The sequence below is a fragment of the Pseudomonas sp. HMSC057H01 genome (genome assembly GCF_001836405.1).
In the GTDB taxonomy this organism is placed as follows: Bacteria; Pseudomonadota; Gammaproteobacteria; order Pseudomonadales; family Pseudomonadaceae; genus Pseudomonas; species Pseudomonas aeruginosa.
This window is the reverse complement of sequence record NZ_KV828512.1, coordinates 404,250-420,198: the sequence shown is the minus strand read 5'-3', so window position 1 is coordinate 420,198 and position 15,949 is coordinate 404,250. Positions and strand designations below refer to the sequence as shown.

Below are 15,949 nucleotides of genomic sequence, written 5' to 3'. Positions count from 1 at the left end.
CCGTCCGAGCGGCAGCGCCAGCGTCCGTCGCTGCCGTCCGAGCCGCAGCCGCCGGAAGAGTTCGACGAGCGCGTGGAGCGTTTTTCCAGTACCCGTGCGTTCCTTGCGGCGCGCGACGCCTACCGCCAGGAACGGCGACGCTGGATCGCCGCGCACGACGCCTGGCGGGAACGGGTCGCCGACCTGGAGGCGGCGGCGGATGCCGAGTACCGTCGCCGGCGCGACGAGCAGACGCGCGAGGAGGCGTTGTACCGTCGCTATGCCTCGGCGCTGCCGGGCGGCGATTCCAGGTTGGCGCGCCGTCCCTGGCGAGTCGACGGCAACTGGCTGGTGCTGCACCGGCGCAGCCTGGCCGAGCGTAGCGAACTGCTGCTCAGCTCGGTGTCTGCCGACGGCAGCTTGCTCTGGACCCTGGGGCTGCCCATCGAGCGTCCCGAACGGCTGTTCCGCCTGGATGCCCGCAACCTGCTTCTCAGCGGCCGTGGAGAGGACGGCGGACGGTTGGTGCGGGTCGATCTGCGCCGGGGCAGCGGCATCGTCCATCGCCTCGGGCGCGGCGGCGCGCCATTGCAGCGGGTCGAGTGGCCCGAAGGCCAACCGTGATCGCCTGCGCCCGGCCTGGGTGGCTGCCCAGCGGGGGGCCGGGCGCCGTTTCAGGGGTTCCTGAAGACGAATACGCCGCTGTCCACCAGGCGCGTCAGGCGGATGCGCAACAGCAGGGTGCGGTGGGCGGCGAGGAAGCGCGGCACCTGCGCCAGCGGAATCGCCAGGCCTTCGCTGTCGCCGGGGCCCACCGCGGTATAGCCGACCGGCTGGCGCGGCGGATCGAACGGCGGCTGGGCCGACACGCTGAGCGACAGGGTGTCCACGGCGAAGCCGGCGAGCAGGTCGTCGAGGGACTCGATCGACAGGTACAGCGAGCGGTAGGCGGGGTTGTCCTCGTAGGGATGGACGTCGGCGATGACCTGCTCGTAGAAGCGCTGCTCGAAACGCCGGTCGCTGTTCAGCTTGCGGAAGAACTGGATGAAGTAGTCGCGCACCTCCTGGTCGAGGTCGTCGCAGACGTGGCTGACCAGGTTCAGGTAGCGCGGCGAGCGGCGCTCGATGCCGGGGTCGAGCTGATCGATGCGGCGCTGCCAGGGGAAGCTTGCGCCGCTGCTCCGGTAATCGGCGTCCTCGACCTCCAGTGCGGCGCGGATCAGCTCCAGGGTATGCGGGTTCTTCGGCCCGCGGTCCTTCAGCGCCACGCTGGCGTGGTTCTCGCCGTCGACGATGGCGAAGGCGATCTCGCCGCGCGATTCTTCCAGGCGCCAGCCGGGCCTGGCGCGCTGGCGGACATCCAGTTCGAGGCTCAGGCGGCAGGCGTTGAGGTTCGCCGTGGCGATCCGCACCGTGCCGTCGCCGCCGACTTCGTTGGCGATGGCTTCGACGCCGCTGTAGCCGACATTGCCCACCAGTACCGTGGCGAGCAGGCGGCCGGCGCCGTACCAGGCCTCGGCGCCGAACAGGTCGCGCTCGGCGAGTTGCCAGGAGTACGGCGAGCCCAGCTCCAGTCCCTTCAGCACCTGGGTGCCGGTCTGCCCGACGAAGCGGTTCCAGCCTTTCAGCACGCGACCGATGAAGGAGCGTCCCTTGTGCGCCAGCGGCGAGCCGAAGTTGGCCGGGGCGAGCATCAGGAAGCGCTTGACCGGCGCGCTGGCGGGGTCGAAGTGGCGGGTCAGCCAGTCGCGCAGCACCAGGGCGCCGGTGCTGTGCACCACCACGTCCACCGTGCGCGGCGCCCGCGACAGTCCCTGGGCGGTCCAGGCGCGATCCAGGGCGGCGGCGAGATCGGCGTAGGTGACGTCGTCCTGCAGGGAGATCCAGTCGGCGAGGCGGATCTGCGTCGGCGCGCTGCCGAACCAGGCTTCCAGCTGCTCGGCGAGGCGGCGGAACGACTTCGAATCGTCGCTCCAGCCGTGGACGATGACGATCGAACGGGGCATGTCCGGCATCCTCTGGGGCTGATCCGGGCGACTATAGATCATGCGCCGCGGCGATGTGCCCTGACCTGTGAAAACGTCTAGGATGCGGCGGTCGCTCCCGACTACCGCCGGCGCGGCATCGCCAGCGCCTTGCTGCGGCAGGCGCGGGACGACTGTCGCGGCGACCGCCTGTTCACTTCCCGCAACCGCTCCAACCTGCCGATGCGGCGCCTGCTGGAGCGCGAGGGATTCCAGCCGAGCGGGGTGATCGACAACCTCGACGAAGGTGATCCGGAGCTGGTCTTCGTGCGTTTCCTCGCGCCGTCGCGCTGAGCCCCGGGCTCATTTCAGGTTGCCGGCGAGGAACTGGCGCAGGCGCTCGCTGCGCGGCGCGCCGAACACCTGGTCCGGCGTCCCTTGCTCTTCGATCACGCCCTGGTGGAGGAAGATCACATGGCTGGAAACCTGGCGGGCGAAGGCCATCTCGTGGGTGACCAGGACCATGGTGCGACCTTCCTCGGCCAACTGCTGCATGACTTTCAGCACTTCGCCGACCAGTTCCGGATCGAGCGCCGAGGTCGGTTCGTCGAACAGCATCACCTGCGGCTCCATGGCCAGGGCGCGGGCGATCGCCACGCGCTGTTGCTGGCCGCCGGAGAGTTCGCAGGGATACTGCCGTTCGACCTTCTCCGCCAGGCCGACCTTGGCCAGGTAGTGGCGCGCGCGGGCCACGGCGTCGTCGCGGTTCATTCTCAGGACGTTGACCGGGCACTCGACCACGTTCTCCAGCACCGTCAGGTGGCTCCACAGGTTGAAATGCTGGAAGACCATCGCCAGCCGGCTGCGGATCCTCTGCAACTGCCGGGGATCGGCGGCGCGCAGCTCGCCCAGGGCGCCGGGACGGGTGCGCAGTTCCTCGTCGCCGACGCGGATGCGCCCGGCACAGGGCTTTTCCAGGAAGTTGACGCAGCGCAGGAAGGTGCTCTTGCCCGAGCCGGAGGAGCCGATGATGCTGATCACGTCTCCCTTGCCGGCCCTGAGCGAAACGCCCCTGAGCACCTCATGGCTGCCGTAGCGCTTGTGGATGTCTTCGACCTGCAGGCTGTACATGCGCGTGTCTCCGGGAGAGGTCAGTGGGTTTGCGGTCTGAGGTAGGCCAGCCAGCGCAGCTCGCCGCGGCGGAACAGCCAGATCAGCAGGAAGGCGGTGCCGGCGTAGAGCGCGCCGGCGATGCCGAAGGACAGGAACGGCGCATAGGTGGCGGAATTGACGTCGCGGGCCACCTTGAGCAGGTCCGGCACGGTGGCGGTGAACGCCACCGAGGTGGAATGCAGCATCAGGATCACTTCGTTGCTGAAGTACGGCAGTGCCCGGCGCAGCGCCGAGGGCAGGACGATGCGCCGGTAGAGGGTGAAGCCGCCCATGCCGTAGGCGCGCGCCGCTTCCACTTCGCCGTGGGGCGTGTTCCTGATCGCGCCGGCGAAGATTTCCGTCATGTAGGCGCAGGTGTTGAGGACGAAGGCCAGTACCGTGCAGTTGAAGCCGTCGCGGAAGAACGCGTTGAGAAAGTCCTGGGCGCGTATGGCATTCAGGCTGTAGACGCCGGTGTAGAAGAACAGCAACTGGATGTACAGCGGGGTGCCGCGGAACACGTAGGTGTAGAGCCAGACCGGGTAGCGCAGCAGCGGGTTGCCGCAGGTTCGCGCCACCGCCAGCGGGATGGCCAGCAGGAAGCCAAGCGCCACGGCGAGGATCAGCAGCCACAGGGTCATCGCCAGTCCGGTCAGTTGCAGGCCGTCGGTCCACAGGTAGGCCTGCCAGTATTCGTCGAGTACCGCGTTCATGGCAGCGGCCTCCTGACGCCCAGCGAGCTGCGCCGCTCCAGCCACAGCAGCGCGGCGTTGGAGATTGCGGTGATGGCCAGGTAGATCAGCCCGCAGACCAGGGTGAAGTGGAAGAACTGCAGGGTGCCCTTGCCGGCGTCCTGGGTGGCCTTGACCAGGTCGCCGAGGCCGATGATCGAGACCAGCGCGGTGGACTTGACCAGCACCTGCCAGTTGTTGCCGATGCCCGGCAGGGCGTAGCGCAGCATCTGCGGCAGGAGTACCCGGCGGAACACTCGCCAGCGCCCCATGCCGTAGGCTTGCGCGGCTTCGACCTGGCCGGCCGGTACCGCCTGGAAGGCGCCGCGGAAGGTTTCCGTGAAGTAGGCGCCATAGATGAACGCCAGGGTGACGCAGCCGGCGGCGAACGGGTCGATGTCGACCTGGGCGATGCCGAGGGCGTCGGTGACGCGGTTGAGGAGGATCTGCAGGCTGAAGAACAGCAACAGCATGATGACCAGGTCGGGGACGCTGCGGATCAGCGTCGTATAGCCGCTGGCCAGGGCGCGCAGCGGGCGGTTGGCGGCGAGCTTGGCGCTGGCGCCGAGGAGGCCGATGAGCACGGCGCCGAGCAGGGAGCCCAGCGCCAGTTTCAGGGTCACCAGGGTGCCGGCGAGTATCTGCGGGCCGAAGCCGTCGAGGAACATTTCACTCTCCATTGCTTGTTGTTGTCGGTCGAGGTGAAAAGCGGCCGGACGCCGTTCAGGGCGCGCCGTAGAGGTCGAAATCGAAGTAACGGGCGTTGATTCGCGCGTAGGTCCCGTTGGCGCGGATCGTCGCCAGCGCCTTGTTCAGGTCCTCGCGCAGCGCCACATCTTCCTTGCGCAGGCCGATGCCGTCGCCGACCCCGAAGTAGCGAGGGTCGTCCAGCACCGCTCCGGCCAGTTCGAAATCCTTGCCGACCGGCTTGTCGAGGAAGCCGTAGCTGGCCTGCACCGCACCTTGCAGCGAGGCGTCGAGGCGGCCCATGACGAGGTCGGCGTAGACCTGGTCCTGGTTCTGGTAGGAGACGACCCGCACCCCCTTGGCGGCCCATTCGGCCTTGGCGTAGGCCTCCTGGTTGGAGCCCTGGCCGACCCCCACGCGCTTGCCGCGCAGGCTCTCGGCGTCGGGCAGGAGCGCCGAGCCGCGGCGTACCACCAGGCGGCTCGGCGCGTTGGAGACGCGGTCGGTGAAGGCGATGTGCTGTGCGCGTTTTGGCGTGATGGTCATCGACGAGACGATGGCGTCGATCTTGCGCGACAGCAGCGCCGGGATGATGCCGTCCCAGTTGCTTTCGACCCATTCGCAGCGGGCTCGCAGCTCCGCGCAGAGGGCTTCGCCGATCTCGATGCCGAAGCCTGCCAGGCGGCCGTCCGGCTGCTTGTATTCGAGCGGCGGGTAGGTCGGGTCGACGCCCAGGCGCAGGACCTTGCCGGTCCAGTCGGCGGCGCCGGCCGGTGCGGCGAGGAGGAGGGAGAGGGCGATGCTGCCGAGGGTTCTTGTCATTGTGGTTGTCCTCTGTCGATCCGCGCGCGCCAGGCCGCGCGCCCGTTGAAAACCCTGGCTCAGGCCAGGAAGCGCTCGGCCAGTCGCACCCAGTAGCTGGCGCCGACGGCCAGGCAGTCGTCGTTGAAGTCGTAGCCGGGGTTGTGCAACTGGCAGCCGCTCTCGCCCTGGCCGTTGCCGATCACCAGGTAGCTGCCGGGACAGCGTTCGAGGATGAAGGCGAAATCCTCGCTGGCGGTGAACGGCCGCAGTCCGTCGATCAGGCATTCCTCGCCCAGCCAGTCGCGGGCCACCTCGCGGGCGAACGCGGTCTGCCCGGGATGGTTGACCAGCACCGGATGGCAATGCCGGTAGTCGACCTCCGCCCGCGCGCCGAAGCTGGCGGCCTGGCCGCGGGCCAGTTCGCCGATGCGGCGCTCCAGCAGGGCACGGGTTTCCGCGGTCAGGGCGCGGACGCTGAGGATCATTTCGGCGCTGGCCGGGATCACGTTGGAGACCGTCCCGGCATGGATTGCGCCGACGCTGACGATCGCGGTGTCCTGCGGGTCGACGTTGCGCGAGACGATGCTCTGCAAGGCCAGCACGATGGCGGAGCAGACCACCACCGGGTCGACGGTGCGCTGCGGCACCGCGCCGTGGCCGCCGCTGCCGATCACGCGGATGACCACGGTGTCGGCCGAGGCCATGAAGGGGCCGGGATGGAAGCCGAGGTGGCCGACGGGGTATCCCGGGACGTTGTGCATGGCGAAGATGGCGTCGCAGGGGAAGCGCTCCAGCAGCCCGTCGTCGAGCATCGCGCGGGCACCGCCGAGGCCCTCTTCGGCAGGCTGGAAGATCAGTTGCAGGGTGCCGCGCCAGTGCGGCGACTCGACCAGGTGCCTGGCCGCGGCGAGGAGCATCGCGGTGTGGCCGTCGTGGCCGCAGGCGTGCATCACGCCGTCCACCTGGCTGGCGTAGGGCAGGCCGGTGGCTTCCTGGATCGGCAGCGCGTCCATGTCGGCGCGCAGGCCCAGCGCGGGGCCCTCGCCGCGGCACAGGGTGCCGACCACGCCGGTGCGACCCACCCCACGGCTGACCTGGTAGCCCCAGGCCTCCAGGCATTCGGCGACCAGCGCGGCGGTTCGCCGTTCCTCGAAACCCAGCTCCGGGTGGGCATGGATGTGGCGGCGCAAGGTAACCATCTCTTCCCGCAGCGCCGCGATGGCGGGCAGGACGGCAGGCTCGGTCATTCTTCTTGTTCTCCTCAAGGGCTCCGACCGGTGGGCGGCAGGGCGTTGTCGAAGCCGATGGTAGGCAAGCGGGGGACTGGCGGGGAGGCTCGCTTTGGCTATGATGACAACCTTTCGTTGTCACCTCGGTAAGCCCGTGAAACTCCACCAGTTGCAAGCCCTGGTCGCCAGTGCCGACGCCGGCGGCATCCGCGCCGCCGCCCGCGCCCTGGGGATTTCCCAGGCGGCCGTGACCCGCGCGCTGCGCGAACTGGAAACCGAACAGCATCTGCCGCTGTTCGTCCGCACGCCCAGCGGCCTGACCTTCACCGAATACGGCAAGGCGCTGCTGATCCACGCCCGGCTGGTGCTCAAGCAACTGGAGCACGCGCAGGTCGAACTCGACCACCTGCGTGGCCAGGCCAGCGGCCGGCTGTGCATCGGGGTGACGCCTTGGGTGGCGCTGACCTTCCTCTCGGAGGCGGTGCAGGCGTTCCGCGAGCGCATGCCGGAGGTGCGCCTGGAGCTTTTCGAAAGCCTGATGGCGGTGGCCCAGCCATTGCTTCGCGACGGCAGCATGGATTTCGCCATCGGCCCGCTGCACGGCGCCCAGGCGGCCCAGGAATTCGCCTGCGAGAAGCTGCTCGACTACGACACCGCGGTGCTGGTCCGCCAGGGGCATCCGCTGGCGGGTTGCGGCTCGATCCACGAGCTGCTGGAACAGGACTGGGCGTTGAACTACACCGGCGCCGGCCACGACGCCCTGATGCGCGAGCTGTTCTGGCGCCACGGCGCCTTGATCGACGAGCGGCGCATCGTCCGTGCGCACTCCGTGGCGATCCTGCAGACCCTGGTGGAGCAGGCCGACATGTGTACCTGGGTGCCGGCGATCATCGGCGCCGCCCCGCCGTTGCTCGGCCGGGTGGTGCCGCTGGCGCTGCGGGAAACCTTCGAGCCACGGCGGCTGGGCATCATCACCCGGCGCGGCGGCGCCCTCAGCAATCCGGCGCAATGCTTCGTCGAGTGCCTGCTGCAGGTGATCCGCCGCCACGCCCGCTCGGCGAAGAAGGATGACCGGCGCCTGTTCGAAACCCTGCGCCTGCTAGTCTGATTCCTACTGGCACGGACGTACGGTCGCTCAAGATCGGTCGTGCTGCGACCGATAGCCTGGAAAGCCACGAGCGAGGATGCCGGCATGCTGCAATGGTTCGCTAACCTATCGTTCCGCAGGAAAATCGCCCTGCCGATCCTCCTGCTCGCGGTGCTTCTGCTGCTGGTGGGCGCGCTCGGCGTGCATGGCATCGCCCAGCAGAACGAATCCAACCAGCGCCTGGGCAAGCGTTTTCTCCCCGGCATCGCCCTGCTGCTCAACGCCGACCGCGATCTCTACCAGGCCTTCGTCGCCGAGCGCAGCCTGCTCGATAGCCTCCTGAACGCCGAGCAGATCGCCGGCCTGAGGAACGATCACGCGGAAAACCTGCAGCAGGCCCTGGATCGGGTGCGCCAGTACGCGGCGATGCAGCCGGGCGAGGCGGAACTGGCCAAGGTCGCCGAGTTCGAGCGCGGCTATGCCCTCTGGAGCGCGACCTCGGCGCGGGTGCTGAGCCTGGCGGCCAGCGATCCGAGCGCCGCGGCGCAGCTCAGCTACGGTGACAGCGATCGCCAGTTCGGGGCGATGCGCGAGGTGATCAACCAGCTCGATGAGATGGAAGAGGCGGCCGCGGCCGCCGACGGCGAGGCGTCCTCCGCGCTGGGCGAGCGCCACCGCTGGCAGCAGGTGGCGCTGGTGGCGTTCGGCCTGCTGGTGTGCCTGTCGCTGGTACTGGTGTTCCCCGGCCTGGTGACCCGTCCGTTGCAGCGCCTGCTGCAACGCCTGGAAGAGATCGCCAACGGCGATGGCGACCTGCGCGTGCGCCTGGAGGTCACTTCGCGCGACGAACCCGGCCGCCTCGGCAGCGCCTTCAACGCCTTCCTCGACAAGTTGCAGCCGCTGATCCGCGAGGTCGGCCGGGTCACCGGCGAGGTCGCCGATTCCGCCGGTTCGCTGGCCGGCATGACCGCCGCCAACGATCGTCTGATCAACAGCGAGCACGCGTCGGTGGACCAGGTCAGCACCGCCGCGACGCAGATGAGCAGCGCCGTCCACGAGGTGGCGCGCAACGCCCAGAGCGCCGCGCAGGTGGCCCATGACGCCCGCCGGCAGGCGCGCGAGGGCGCCAACGTGGTGGAGGCGACCATCGAGGTGATCCGCCAGTTGGCGCGAGAAGTGGAGAGCAGTTCCGAGAGCATCCAGCAACTGGCCCAGGAAACCGCCAGCATCGACGCGGTGCTGACGGTGATCAAGGGCATCGCCGAACAGACCAACCTGCTCGCCCTCAACGCCGCCATCGAAGCCGCGCGGGCCGGCGAGCAGGGTCGCGGTTTCGCCGTGGTGGCCGACGAGGTGCGGGCGCTGGCGGCGCGCACCCAGGAGTCGACCAAGGACATCCAGGCGCGCATCGAGCGTCTCCAGGCCGGGGTGCAGAACGCCGTGCGGGCCATGCAGTCGGGCAGCCTCAAGGCGCGCGACAGCGTCGAGCGCGCCGCCGGGGTCGACGGCGTGCTGGCCGCCACCGGCGACGCGGTGGGGCGGATCAACGACCTCGCCGCGCAGATCGCCTCGGCCTGCGAGGAGCAGAGCCGGGTGATCGACGAAATCGCCCGCAACATCAGCGAGGTGCGCGAGCTTTCCGCCCAGGCGGCGGAGCATTCGGAGCAGGGCACCGGGGCCAGCCGCCGGCTGTCCGAGCTGTCCTCGGAACTGGCGCGGCTGGTCGGGCGTTTCCGCGTCTGAAGCGCCGCCGCCTAGCGCGGCGCCAGCCAGATCGCTACGCCGGCCAGGGCCGCCGGGACCAGGAAGACCAGCAGCAGGATCGGCAGTTCTTCGCGCAAGCCGTAGCCGGCGTGCTGGACGCCGACCCACAGGTTGACCAGCGCGACGGCCAGCCAGGTCGGCAGGAACAGGCCGGCAGCGGGCGCCGGCCCGGCCTCCCAGAGTTCGCCGAAGAGCAGGAACAGGCCGAGCAGGATGATCCCGCCGGCGATTACCAGGGTCACGTGCATGGGGTCTTTCCCGGACAGGTGCCGGTCGCCGTGGCGGCGACCGGGACGCTGGGTCACTTGGTGGTGTAGCCGCCGTTGATGAGGATGGTCTGGCCGGTGATCCACCAGCCTTCGCTGACCAGGTGGCGGATGAATGGCACCACGTCCTCGATGTCGGTCAGGCCGGTCCTGGAGAAGGGCGACAGCGCCGCTGCGGTCTTGTGGTAGGCCACCGCGTCGGCGCCCTCGGCGGGATAGAAGAAGGGCGTGTCCATCGGACCCGGGCCGACCGCGGTGACCGAGATGCCGCGCGCGCCGAATTCCTTGGAGGCGGCGCGGGTGAAGTGCTCCACCGGCGCCTTGGTGCCGGCATAGGCGGCGTAGTACGGGGTATAGGCGCCAAGCAGGGAGGTCACCAGGGTGCAGATCTTGCCGTTGTCGTTGATGTGCTTGCCGGCTTCGCGCAGGAAGAAGAACGCAGACTTGGCATTGACCGCGCTCATCTCGTCGTATTCGGCCTCGCTGATCTCGGTGAAAGGCTTCTTCAACACCTTGCCGACGGTGTTGATGGCGATGTCCGGCTTGCCCACCGCGGCGATGGCGTCGGCGAACAGCTTTTCCATGGCCGCGGCGCTGGTGAGATCGCCCTGCAGCGCTACCGCCTTGGCCCCGGCTGCCTGCAGCGCGGCGACGGTGGCGTCGGCGTCGGCCTTGCTCGCGGCGCTGTTGTAGTGGATGGCGATGGCCTTCGCGCCGTGGGCGGCGAGATCGCGGGCGATCAGCCCACCCAGGTTCTTGGCGCCGCCGGTGACGAGGACGGTCTTGCCTTTGATGGAGTGGTCGACCATGGGGTGTTTCTCCTGCGGTGAGTGGAGAACCCAGTCTAGGGAGGGCGGCCTTGCGGAGTAATCGCGGCGGCCTGGATAGATTGTCCAGAAACGCCGATCAATTCCCGCCTCCGGAGGAGCGCAGCCGCCTGCACGAATCTTCTAGAACCCCGGGACGGGCGCGTTATAGTCGCGGCGACGAAACCAACGAGTGGGAAGACCTGACGCACGATGGGCAGCCGAGACTGGATCGACCTGGCCCGCGACGCCGAGACCGGGATCGAGACCCTGCGCGCCCATTTCGAGGGCCACGCCTACGATCCGCACTGGCACGACAGCTACCTGATCGGCTACACCGAGATCGGCGTGCAGCAATTCAACTGCCGCCGACGCCGACACGACAGCACCGCCGGCCAGGTATTCCTGGTCGAACCGGGGGAGATCCACGACGGTCGCGCGCCGATCGCCGGCGGCTTCACCTACTCGATGCTGTACCTGCAGCCGGACTGGCTGCGGCGCGAACTGCGGGCGACCTTCGACGATGCGCCCAGCGACCGCGACCCCGGCTTCCACGCCAACCTCACCGAAGACCCGCGCCTGACCCTGGCCATCGCCCAGGCCTTCCGCGTCCTGCATGGCCGCGAGCTGCGACTGCTGCGGCAGACCGCCCTGGAGCTGGTGCTGGAGCGGCTGCGCGTGCACCTCGGCTGGCGCGAGGCGAAGCCATTCGATCCACGCCTGCCGCTGGTGGCGCAGAAAGCCCGCGACTACCTGCATGCGCACTTCTACCAGGACATCGGCCTGGACGAGCTGGCCAGCGCCTGCGGCACCGACCGCTTCCGCCTGAACCGTGCATTCAAGGCCGCCTACGGCTTGCCACCCTACGCCTACCTGGTCCAGTTGCGGCTGGCCAAGGCGCGGCAGATGCTCGCTGTCGGCGGGCAACCGGCGGACCTCGCCAGCGCCCTCGGCTTCGCCGACCAGAGCCATCTCGGCCGCTGGTTCCGGCGCGCCTACGGGATGACTCCGGCGGCCTACCGCAGGCAGTGCACCCAGCTTCCAGACTGAGGCCCGGTGCGCCGCCAGGATGAAGGCTCCCCCGCCACAGGAGCCCGTCCATGCAATCCCTCGTGCCCTTCCTGCTGTTCGCCGTCGTCGCCTCGATCACCCCCGGACCGACCAACATCCTGGTCCTGAGCAACAGCCAGCGCCACGGCCTGGCCGCCGCCTGGCCGATCGTGCTCGGCGCCTGCGCGGCGGTGGCGGCGCTGATCCTGCTGCTCGGGCTCGGCCTGGGCGAGCTGCTGCGGCGCCACCCGTTGCTCCAGCAGGGGCTCGCCTGGCTTGGCGTCGGCTGGCTCAGCTACCTGGCCTGGAGCCTGTTCCGCAGCGCGGGCGGCATCGACGGCGCGGAGCCGCCGCGGCGCCTCGGCGTGCTCGGCGGCGCGGCGTTGCAACTGGTCAATCCCAAGGCCTGGATGATGGCCCTCGCCGCGCTGGCACTGTTCGCCGGGGAAGGCGCCGGACAGGCCGGGCGGATCGGCCTGCTGGCATTGCTGTTCTTCCTGGTTTCGCTGCCGTGCCTGGCCAGTTGGGCCTTGCTCGGCGTCGGCAGCGCGCGGCTGCTGCGCTCGCCGTCGCTGATGAAGCGCTTCAACCAGGGCATGGCGCTGTTGCTGCTGGCATCGGCCTGGGCCGCCCTGCTGCTCTGAGGCGGTCCGGTAGCTTCCTGACAAACCTGTGGGTTGGTACGCCGGGCCCGGGTTGGCTATGGTGGGACGATCCGTAGCCATGGCGCGGTCGCCGTCAGCACGCCGCGCAAGGAGCCTCCATGTTGAAACCCGACATCACTGCCTTCTTCGACCCGGCCACCTCCACCTACAGCTACGTGGTGCGCGACCCGTCCAGCCGCGCCTGCGCCATCGTCGACCCGGTGCTCGACTACGACCCGGCCGCCGGGCGCACCAGCCATGCCAGCGCCGAACGCCTGATCGCCCATGTTCGCCAGCACGACCTGCAGGTGGAATGGCTGCTGGAGACCCACGTGCACGCCGACCACCTGTCGGCGGCCATCTTCCTGCAGCGCGAACTGGGCGGGCGCCTGGCCATCGGCGCGCGAATCACCCAGGTGCAGGCGAAATTCTCCGGCCTGTTCAACCTGGGCGAGGCGTTCCCGGTGGACGGCCGCCAGTTCGAACACCTGTTCGAGGACGGCGAGTCGTTCCGCATCGGCGCCCTGGAATGCCGCGCGCTGCATACCCCGGGGCATACCCCGGCGTGCATGACCTACCTGGTCGGCGACAGCGCCTTCGTCGGCGATACCCTGTTCATGCCCGACTACGGCACCGCCCGCTGCGATTTCCCCGGCGGCGACGCGCGCCAGCTGTATCGCTCGATCCAGCGCCTGTTCGCGCTACCCGACGCGACCCGCCTGTTCATGTGCCACGACTACACGGCTCCCGGCCGCGACGAGCACCGCTGCGAAACCAGCGTCGGCGAGCAGCGCCGGCACAACGTGCACGTCCGCGAAGGCGTCGACGAGGAGGCGTTCGTCGCCATGCGCCAGCAGCGCGATGCCACCCTCGGCATGCCGACCCTGATGCTGCCGGCGATCCAGGTCAACATGCGCGGCGGCAACCTGCCGCCGGTGGAAGGCAACGGGGTGCGTTACCTGAAGATCCCGCTGGATCTGTTCTGATCAGCTGCGGCGACGCAGCAGGAGAATGAAGAACAGCCCGCCGATGGCCGCGGTGGCGATGCCGATGGGCAGGTCCTGGGGGGCGATCAGGGTGCGCGCGGCGACATCCATCCAGACCAGGAACAGCGCGCCGAGCAGGGCGCACACCGGCAGCAGCCGGCGGTGCTCGGCGCCCACCAGCAGGCGCGCGGCGTGCGGCAGCATGAGTCCGACGAAGCCGATGGCGCCGCTCACCGAGACCAGCACGCCGGTCAGCAGCGAGCAGCAGACGAAGACCCACAGGCGTACGCGGCGGGCGTCCAGGCCGAGGGTCACGGCGGTCTGTTCGCCGGCCATCAGCGCGTTCAGCGCACGGCCCAGCCCGAGCAGCACCAGCAGGCCGCCGGCCACGCACAGCGCCGGCAGCCAGATCAGCGACCAGCGCGCCAGGCCGAGGCCGCCGAGCATCCAGAACAGCACCGAGGAGGCGGCGCGGTGGTCGCCGAGGAACAGCAGCAGGTTGGCCAGCGCCAGGAGCACGAAGGACACCGCGACCCCCGCCAGCAACAGCCGGTCGCTGCCCAGGCGGCGGCCGCGGCTGGCCACGCCGAGCACCAGCAGCATGCTGCCGAGGGCGCCGAGGAAGGCCGCCAGCGGCAGGGTCAGCAGGCCGATCACCTCGCCGATGTAGAGCACCACCAGCACCGCGCCGAGGGTCGCGCCGGAGGTGGCGCCGAGCAGGTGCGGATCGGCCAGCGGATTGCGCGTGACCGCCTGCAGCGCCGCTCCCACCAGCGCCAGGCCGGCGCCGACGCAGGCACCGAGCAGTACCCGTGGGGCGCGGATCAGCCAGACGATGTGCTCCTGGCCGGCGCTCCAGGCACCGGGCTCCGCCGCTACGCCGAACAGGCGCTGGAGGACGATGCGGCCGACCAGGCCGCTGTCCAGTCGCGCCGGACCGAAGCCGAGGGCGACCACGCAGGACAGGCCGAGCAACAGGACCAGGCTGCCCAGCAACAGGCAATAGGCGCGAGGGCTGCGGAACAGGGTCATGGACGTGGCGCCCGAGGGTGGAGGCCGGCGACCAGGGTTTCTATCGCCGCGGCGTTGCCGATGCCTGGCGTGGCCTGGTTATAGGGCAGGACGATGAAGCGTCGCTCGCGGATCGCGGTCAGGCTGCGCAGCGCCGGGTTCTCTTCGAGGAAACGCTGCTTCTGCGCGGCGCTGGTCTCGCCGTAGTCGACGATGACGATGACCTGCGGATCGCGGGCGACCACGCTTTCCCAGTTGACCTGGGTCCAACTGGCCGCCACGTCGTCGGTCACGCTGCGGCCGCCGGCGGCCTCGATCAGCGCCTGCGGCATGCCCAGGCGGCCAGAGGTGAAGGGGCGGTCCTCGCCGCTGTCGTAGAGGAACACCCGCGGCGCCTCGGCGTTCGCTGGGATGCCGGCGCGGGCGCGCTCGATGCGTGCCTGGAGGCTGGCGACCAGGCGCTCGGCGCGCGGTTCGACGTCGAAGATCCGTCCCAGGTTGCGCAGGTCGCGGTACAGCTCGTCGAGGCTGGCGCGGCGCGGCTCGCCGATCTGCGCGCAGGATTCGCTCAGCTCGTAGACCTTCACCCCCAGCGGCTCCAGGCTGGCCGGAGTGAGGTCGCCGCCGACGCGCATGCCGTAGCCCCAACCGGCGAAGAAGAAGTCGGCGTCGACATCGAGCAGGGTTTCCGCCGTGGGGTAGCGCGCCACCAGCTCGGGCAGCGGCTTGAGCGCGGCGATCAATCCGGGATCGGCATTCTTCCACCAGCCGCTGATGCCGGTATAGCCGACCATGCGCGTCTGCAGACCGAGGGCGACCATCATCTCGGTGAGGTTGATGTCGTGGCTGACCGCGCGCGACGGTGCGCGCTCGAACGTCACTTCGCGCTCGCAACTGCGCACGCTGAGCGGGTAGCGCTCGGCCAGCGCGGCATCGGCGCAGGCGATCAGGGCGCCGAGCAGCAGGTGGTGCAGGATCGGGTGCTTCATGCTTGGGTAATCCAGGTCAGGCGCGGGTGGTCGGCGAGGGGGTGGCGGTCGACCAGGGCGCGGACGCCGAACACCCGCCACAGCAGGTCGGCGTCGAGCACCTCGGTCGGCGTGCCCTGGGCGACGATGCGCCCGCCGTCGAGCACGTAGAGGCGGTCGCAGAAGGCCGCCGCCAGGTTGAGGTCGTGGAAGCTCGCCAGGGTGCTCAGGCCGAGGCCGCGCAGCAGGCGCAGAAGCTCCAGCTGGTAGCGCGGGTCGAGGTGGTTGGTCGGTTCGTCGAGGATCAGCAGGCGCGGTTCCTGGACCAGCGCGCGAGCCAGCAGGGCGCGCTGCTTCTCGCCACCGGAGAGGCTGGCGAAGGGGCTCGCGGCACGCCCTTCGAGACCGACCTGGAGCAGCGCCTGGCGGACCCGCTGGCGGTCGTCCGCGCCGTGGCCGTCGAACAGGCCCTTGTGCGGCGTGCGGCCCATGGCGACCACGTCCTCGACGGCGAGGCCGAAGTCCTCGGGGAATTCCTGCAACACCACCGCGATGCGCCGGGCGGCCCAGCGCGGCGGCTGGCGCCAGAGGTCGTCGCCGTCGAGCACCACCCGGCCGCGCTGCGGTCGCGCATAGCGGAAGGCGCAGCGCAGCAGGCTGGTCTTGCCGCTGCCGTTGGGGCCGATCAGGCCGACGAAGCTGCCGGCCGGGACTTCCAGGTGCACGCCGCGCAGCAACTCGGTGGAGGCGTCGGGCGACCAGTGCAGGGCATCGAGGTGAAGGGACGACATGGCTACTCGCAGGTCCGGTGGTTCAGCAGA

At 69.7% G+C, this 15,949-nt stretch carries 17 protein-coding genes and 1 pseudogene; 7 read left to right on the top strand and 11 right to left on the bottom strand.

Features of this window, described 5'->3' with window-relative positions:
• Positions 1-603, top strand: a 603-nt coding sequence (locus HMPREF2581_RS26860; protein WP_305886596.1) for a PA2928 family protein, incomplete at its 5' end; no start/stop codon positions are given.
• Between the two features lie 50 nt (positions 604-653).
• On the opposite strand, the gene HMPREF2581_RS26855 is transcribed toward HMPREF2581_RS26860, so the two are convergent.
• Complete coding sequence (locus HMPREF2581_RS26855; RefSeq protein ID WP_003091038.1) at positions 654-1,985, bottom strand: esterase/lipase family protein; 1,332 nt, start codon at positions 1,983-1,985, stop codon at positions 654-656.
• A gap of 99 nt (positions 1,986-2,084) precedes the next feature.
• On the opposite strand from HMPREF2581_RS26855, the pseudogene HMPREF2581_RS26850 reads away from it, so the two are divergent.
• Positions 2,085-2,297: pseudogene (locus HMPREF2581_RS26850) on the top strand (GNAT family N-acetyltransferase); the annotation flags it as partial.
• Between the two features lie 9 nt (positions 2,298-2,306).
• Here HMPREF2581_RS26850 and HMPREF2581_RS26845 read toward each other — a convergent pair.
• From HMPREF2581_RS26845 to HMPREF2581_RS26825, 5 genes are read right to left on the bottom strand one after another with little or no spacing between them, the layout of a single operon-like run.
• The gene (locus HMPREF2581_RS26845) at positions 2,307-3,074 is read right to left on the bottom strand and encodes an ABC transporter ATP-binding protein (RefSeq protein ID WP_003091036.1); all 768 of its coding nucleotides are present in this window, start codon (positions 3,072-3,074) and stop codon (positions 2,307-2,309) included.
• A 20-nt stretch (positions 3,075-3,094) separates the two neighbouring features.
• The gene (locus HMPREF2581_RS26840; RefSeq protein WP_003091035.1) at positions 3,095-3,808 is read right to left on the bottom strand and encodes an ABC transporter permease; all 714 of its coding nucleotides are present in this window, start codon (positions 3,806-3,808) and stop codon (positions 3,095-3,097) included.
• Entirely contained in the window at positions 3,805-4,494 is a 690-nt protein-coding gene (locus tag HMPREF2581_RS26835) for an ABC transporter permease (RefSeq protein WP_003110298.1), read from the bottom strand. The genes HMPREF2581_RS26840 and HMPREF2581_RS26835 overlap by 4 nt, the downstream gene beginning before the upstream one ends.
• 55 nt (positions 4,495-4,549) lie before the next feature.
• Entirely contained in the window at positions 4,550-5,335 is a 786-nt protein-coding gene (locus HMPREF2581_RS26830) for an ABC transporter substrate-binding protein (protein WP_003124439.1), read from the bottom strand.
• Positions 5,336-5,394: 59 nt separating this feature from the next.
• Positions 5,395-6,564, bottom strand: coding sequence for a M20 aminoacylase family protein (locus tag HMPREF2581_RS26825; RefSeq protein ID WP_003114014.1), 1,170 nt, complete (start codon positions 6,562-6,564; stop codon positions 5,395-5,397).
• A 100-nt stretch (positions 6,565-6,664) separates the two neighbouring features.
• Here HMPREF2581_RS26825 and HMPREF2581_RS26820 point away from each other — a divergent pair, with 100 nt between their 5' ends.
• Together HMPREF2581_RS26820 and HMPREF2581_RS26815 are read left to right on the top strand one after the other, a co-directional pair.
• A complete protein-coding gene (locus HMPREF2581_RS26820; protein WP_003138649.1) occupies positions 6,665-7,654 on the top strand; it encodes a LysR substrate-binding domain-containing protein in 990 nt (329 codons plus the stop codon).
• An 84-nt stretch (positions 7,655-7,738) separates the two neighbouring features.
• Positions 7,739-9,376, top strand: a complete 1,638-nt coding sequence (locus tag HMPREF2581_RS26815; protein WP_003138651.1) for a methyl-accepting chemotaxis protein — start codon at positions 7,739-7,741, stop codon at positions 9,374-9,376.
• An 11-nt stretch (positions 9,377-9,387) separates the two neighbouring features.
• Here HMPREF2581_RS26815 and HMPREF2581_RS26810 read toward each other — a convergent pair whose 3' ends face one another.
• On the bottom strand, positions 9,388-9,645 hold the full coding sequence (locus HMPREF2581_RS26810; RefSeq protein WP_003091028.1) for a hypothetical protein: 258 nt from the start codon (positions 9,643-9,645) through the stop codon (positions 9,388-9,390).
• Positions 9,646-9,698: 53 nt separating this feature from the next.
• Entirely contained in the window at positions 9,699-10,472 is a 774-nt protein-coding gene (locus HMPREF2581_RS26805) for an SDR family oxidoreductase (RefSeq protein WP_003138653.1), read from the bottom strand.
• 210 nt (positions 10,473-10,682) lie between these two features.
• On the opposite strand from HMPREF2581_RS26805, the gene HMPREF2581_RS26800 reads away from it, so the two are divergent.
• The 3 genes from HMPREF2581_RS26800 (at position 10,683) to HMPREF2581_RS26790 (ending at position 13,149) form a co-directional block, all read left to right on the top strand.
• A complete protein-coding gene (locus HMPREF2581_RS26800) occupies positions 10,683-11,519 on the top strand; it encodes an AraC family transcriptional regulator (protein ID WP_003091026.1) in 837 nt (278 codons plus the stop codon).
• Positions 11,520-11,569: 50 nt separating this feature from the next.
• Positions 11,570-12,163 carry a LysE family translocator gene (locus HMPREF2581_RS26795; protein ID WP_003114018.1) on the top strand — a complete coding sequence of 198 codons (594 nt, stop codon included), beginning with the start codon at positions 11,570-11,572 and terminating at the stop codon, positions 12,161-12,163.
• A gap of 119 nt (positions 12,164-12,282) precedes the next feature.
• The gene (locus HMPREF2581_RS26790; protein ID WP_003138656.1) at positions 12,283-13,149 is read left to right on the top strand and encodes an MBL fold metallo-hydrolase; all 867 of its coding nucleotides are present in this window, start codon (positions 12,283-12,285) and stop codon (positions 13,147-13,149) included.
• On the opposite strand, the gene HMPREF2581_RS26785 is transcribed toward HMPREF2581_RS26790, so the two are convergent.
• From HMPREF2581_RS26785 to HMPREF2581_RS26775, 3 genes are read right to left on the bottom strand one after another with little or no spacing between them, the layout of a single operon-like run.
• Positions 13,150-14,181 carry a FecCD family ABC transporter permease gene (locus HMPREF2581_RS26785; RefSeq protein WP_003138657.1) on the bottom strand — a complete coding sequence of 344 codons (1,032 nt, stop codon included), beginning with the start codon at positions 14,179-14,181 and terminating at the stop codon, positions 13,150-13,152.
• Positions 14,178-15,149: an ABC transporter substrate-binding protein gene (locus HMPREF2581_RS26780; RefSeq protein ID WP_003138659.1), complete on the bottom strand. Its 972-nt coding sequence runs from the start codon at positions 15,147-15,149 to the stop codon at positions 14,178-14,180. Before HMPREF2581_RS26780 ends, HMPREF2581_RS26785 begins: the two co-directional genes overlap by 4 nt.
• Positions 15,146-15,919, bottom strand: coding sequence for an ABC transporter ATP-binding protein (locus HMPREF2581_RS26775; protein WP_003091019.1), 774 nt, complete (start codon positions 15,917-15,919; stop codon positions 15,146-15,148). Before HMPREF2581_RS26775 ends, HMPREF2581_RS26780 begins: the two co-directional genes overlap by 4 nt.
• Positions 15,920-15,949 lie beyond the last annotated feature (30 nt).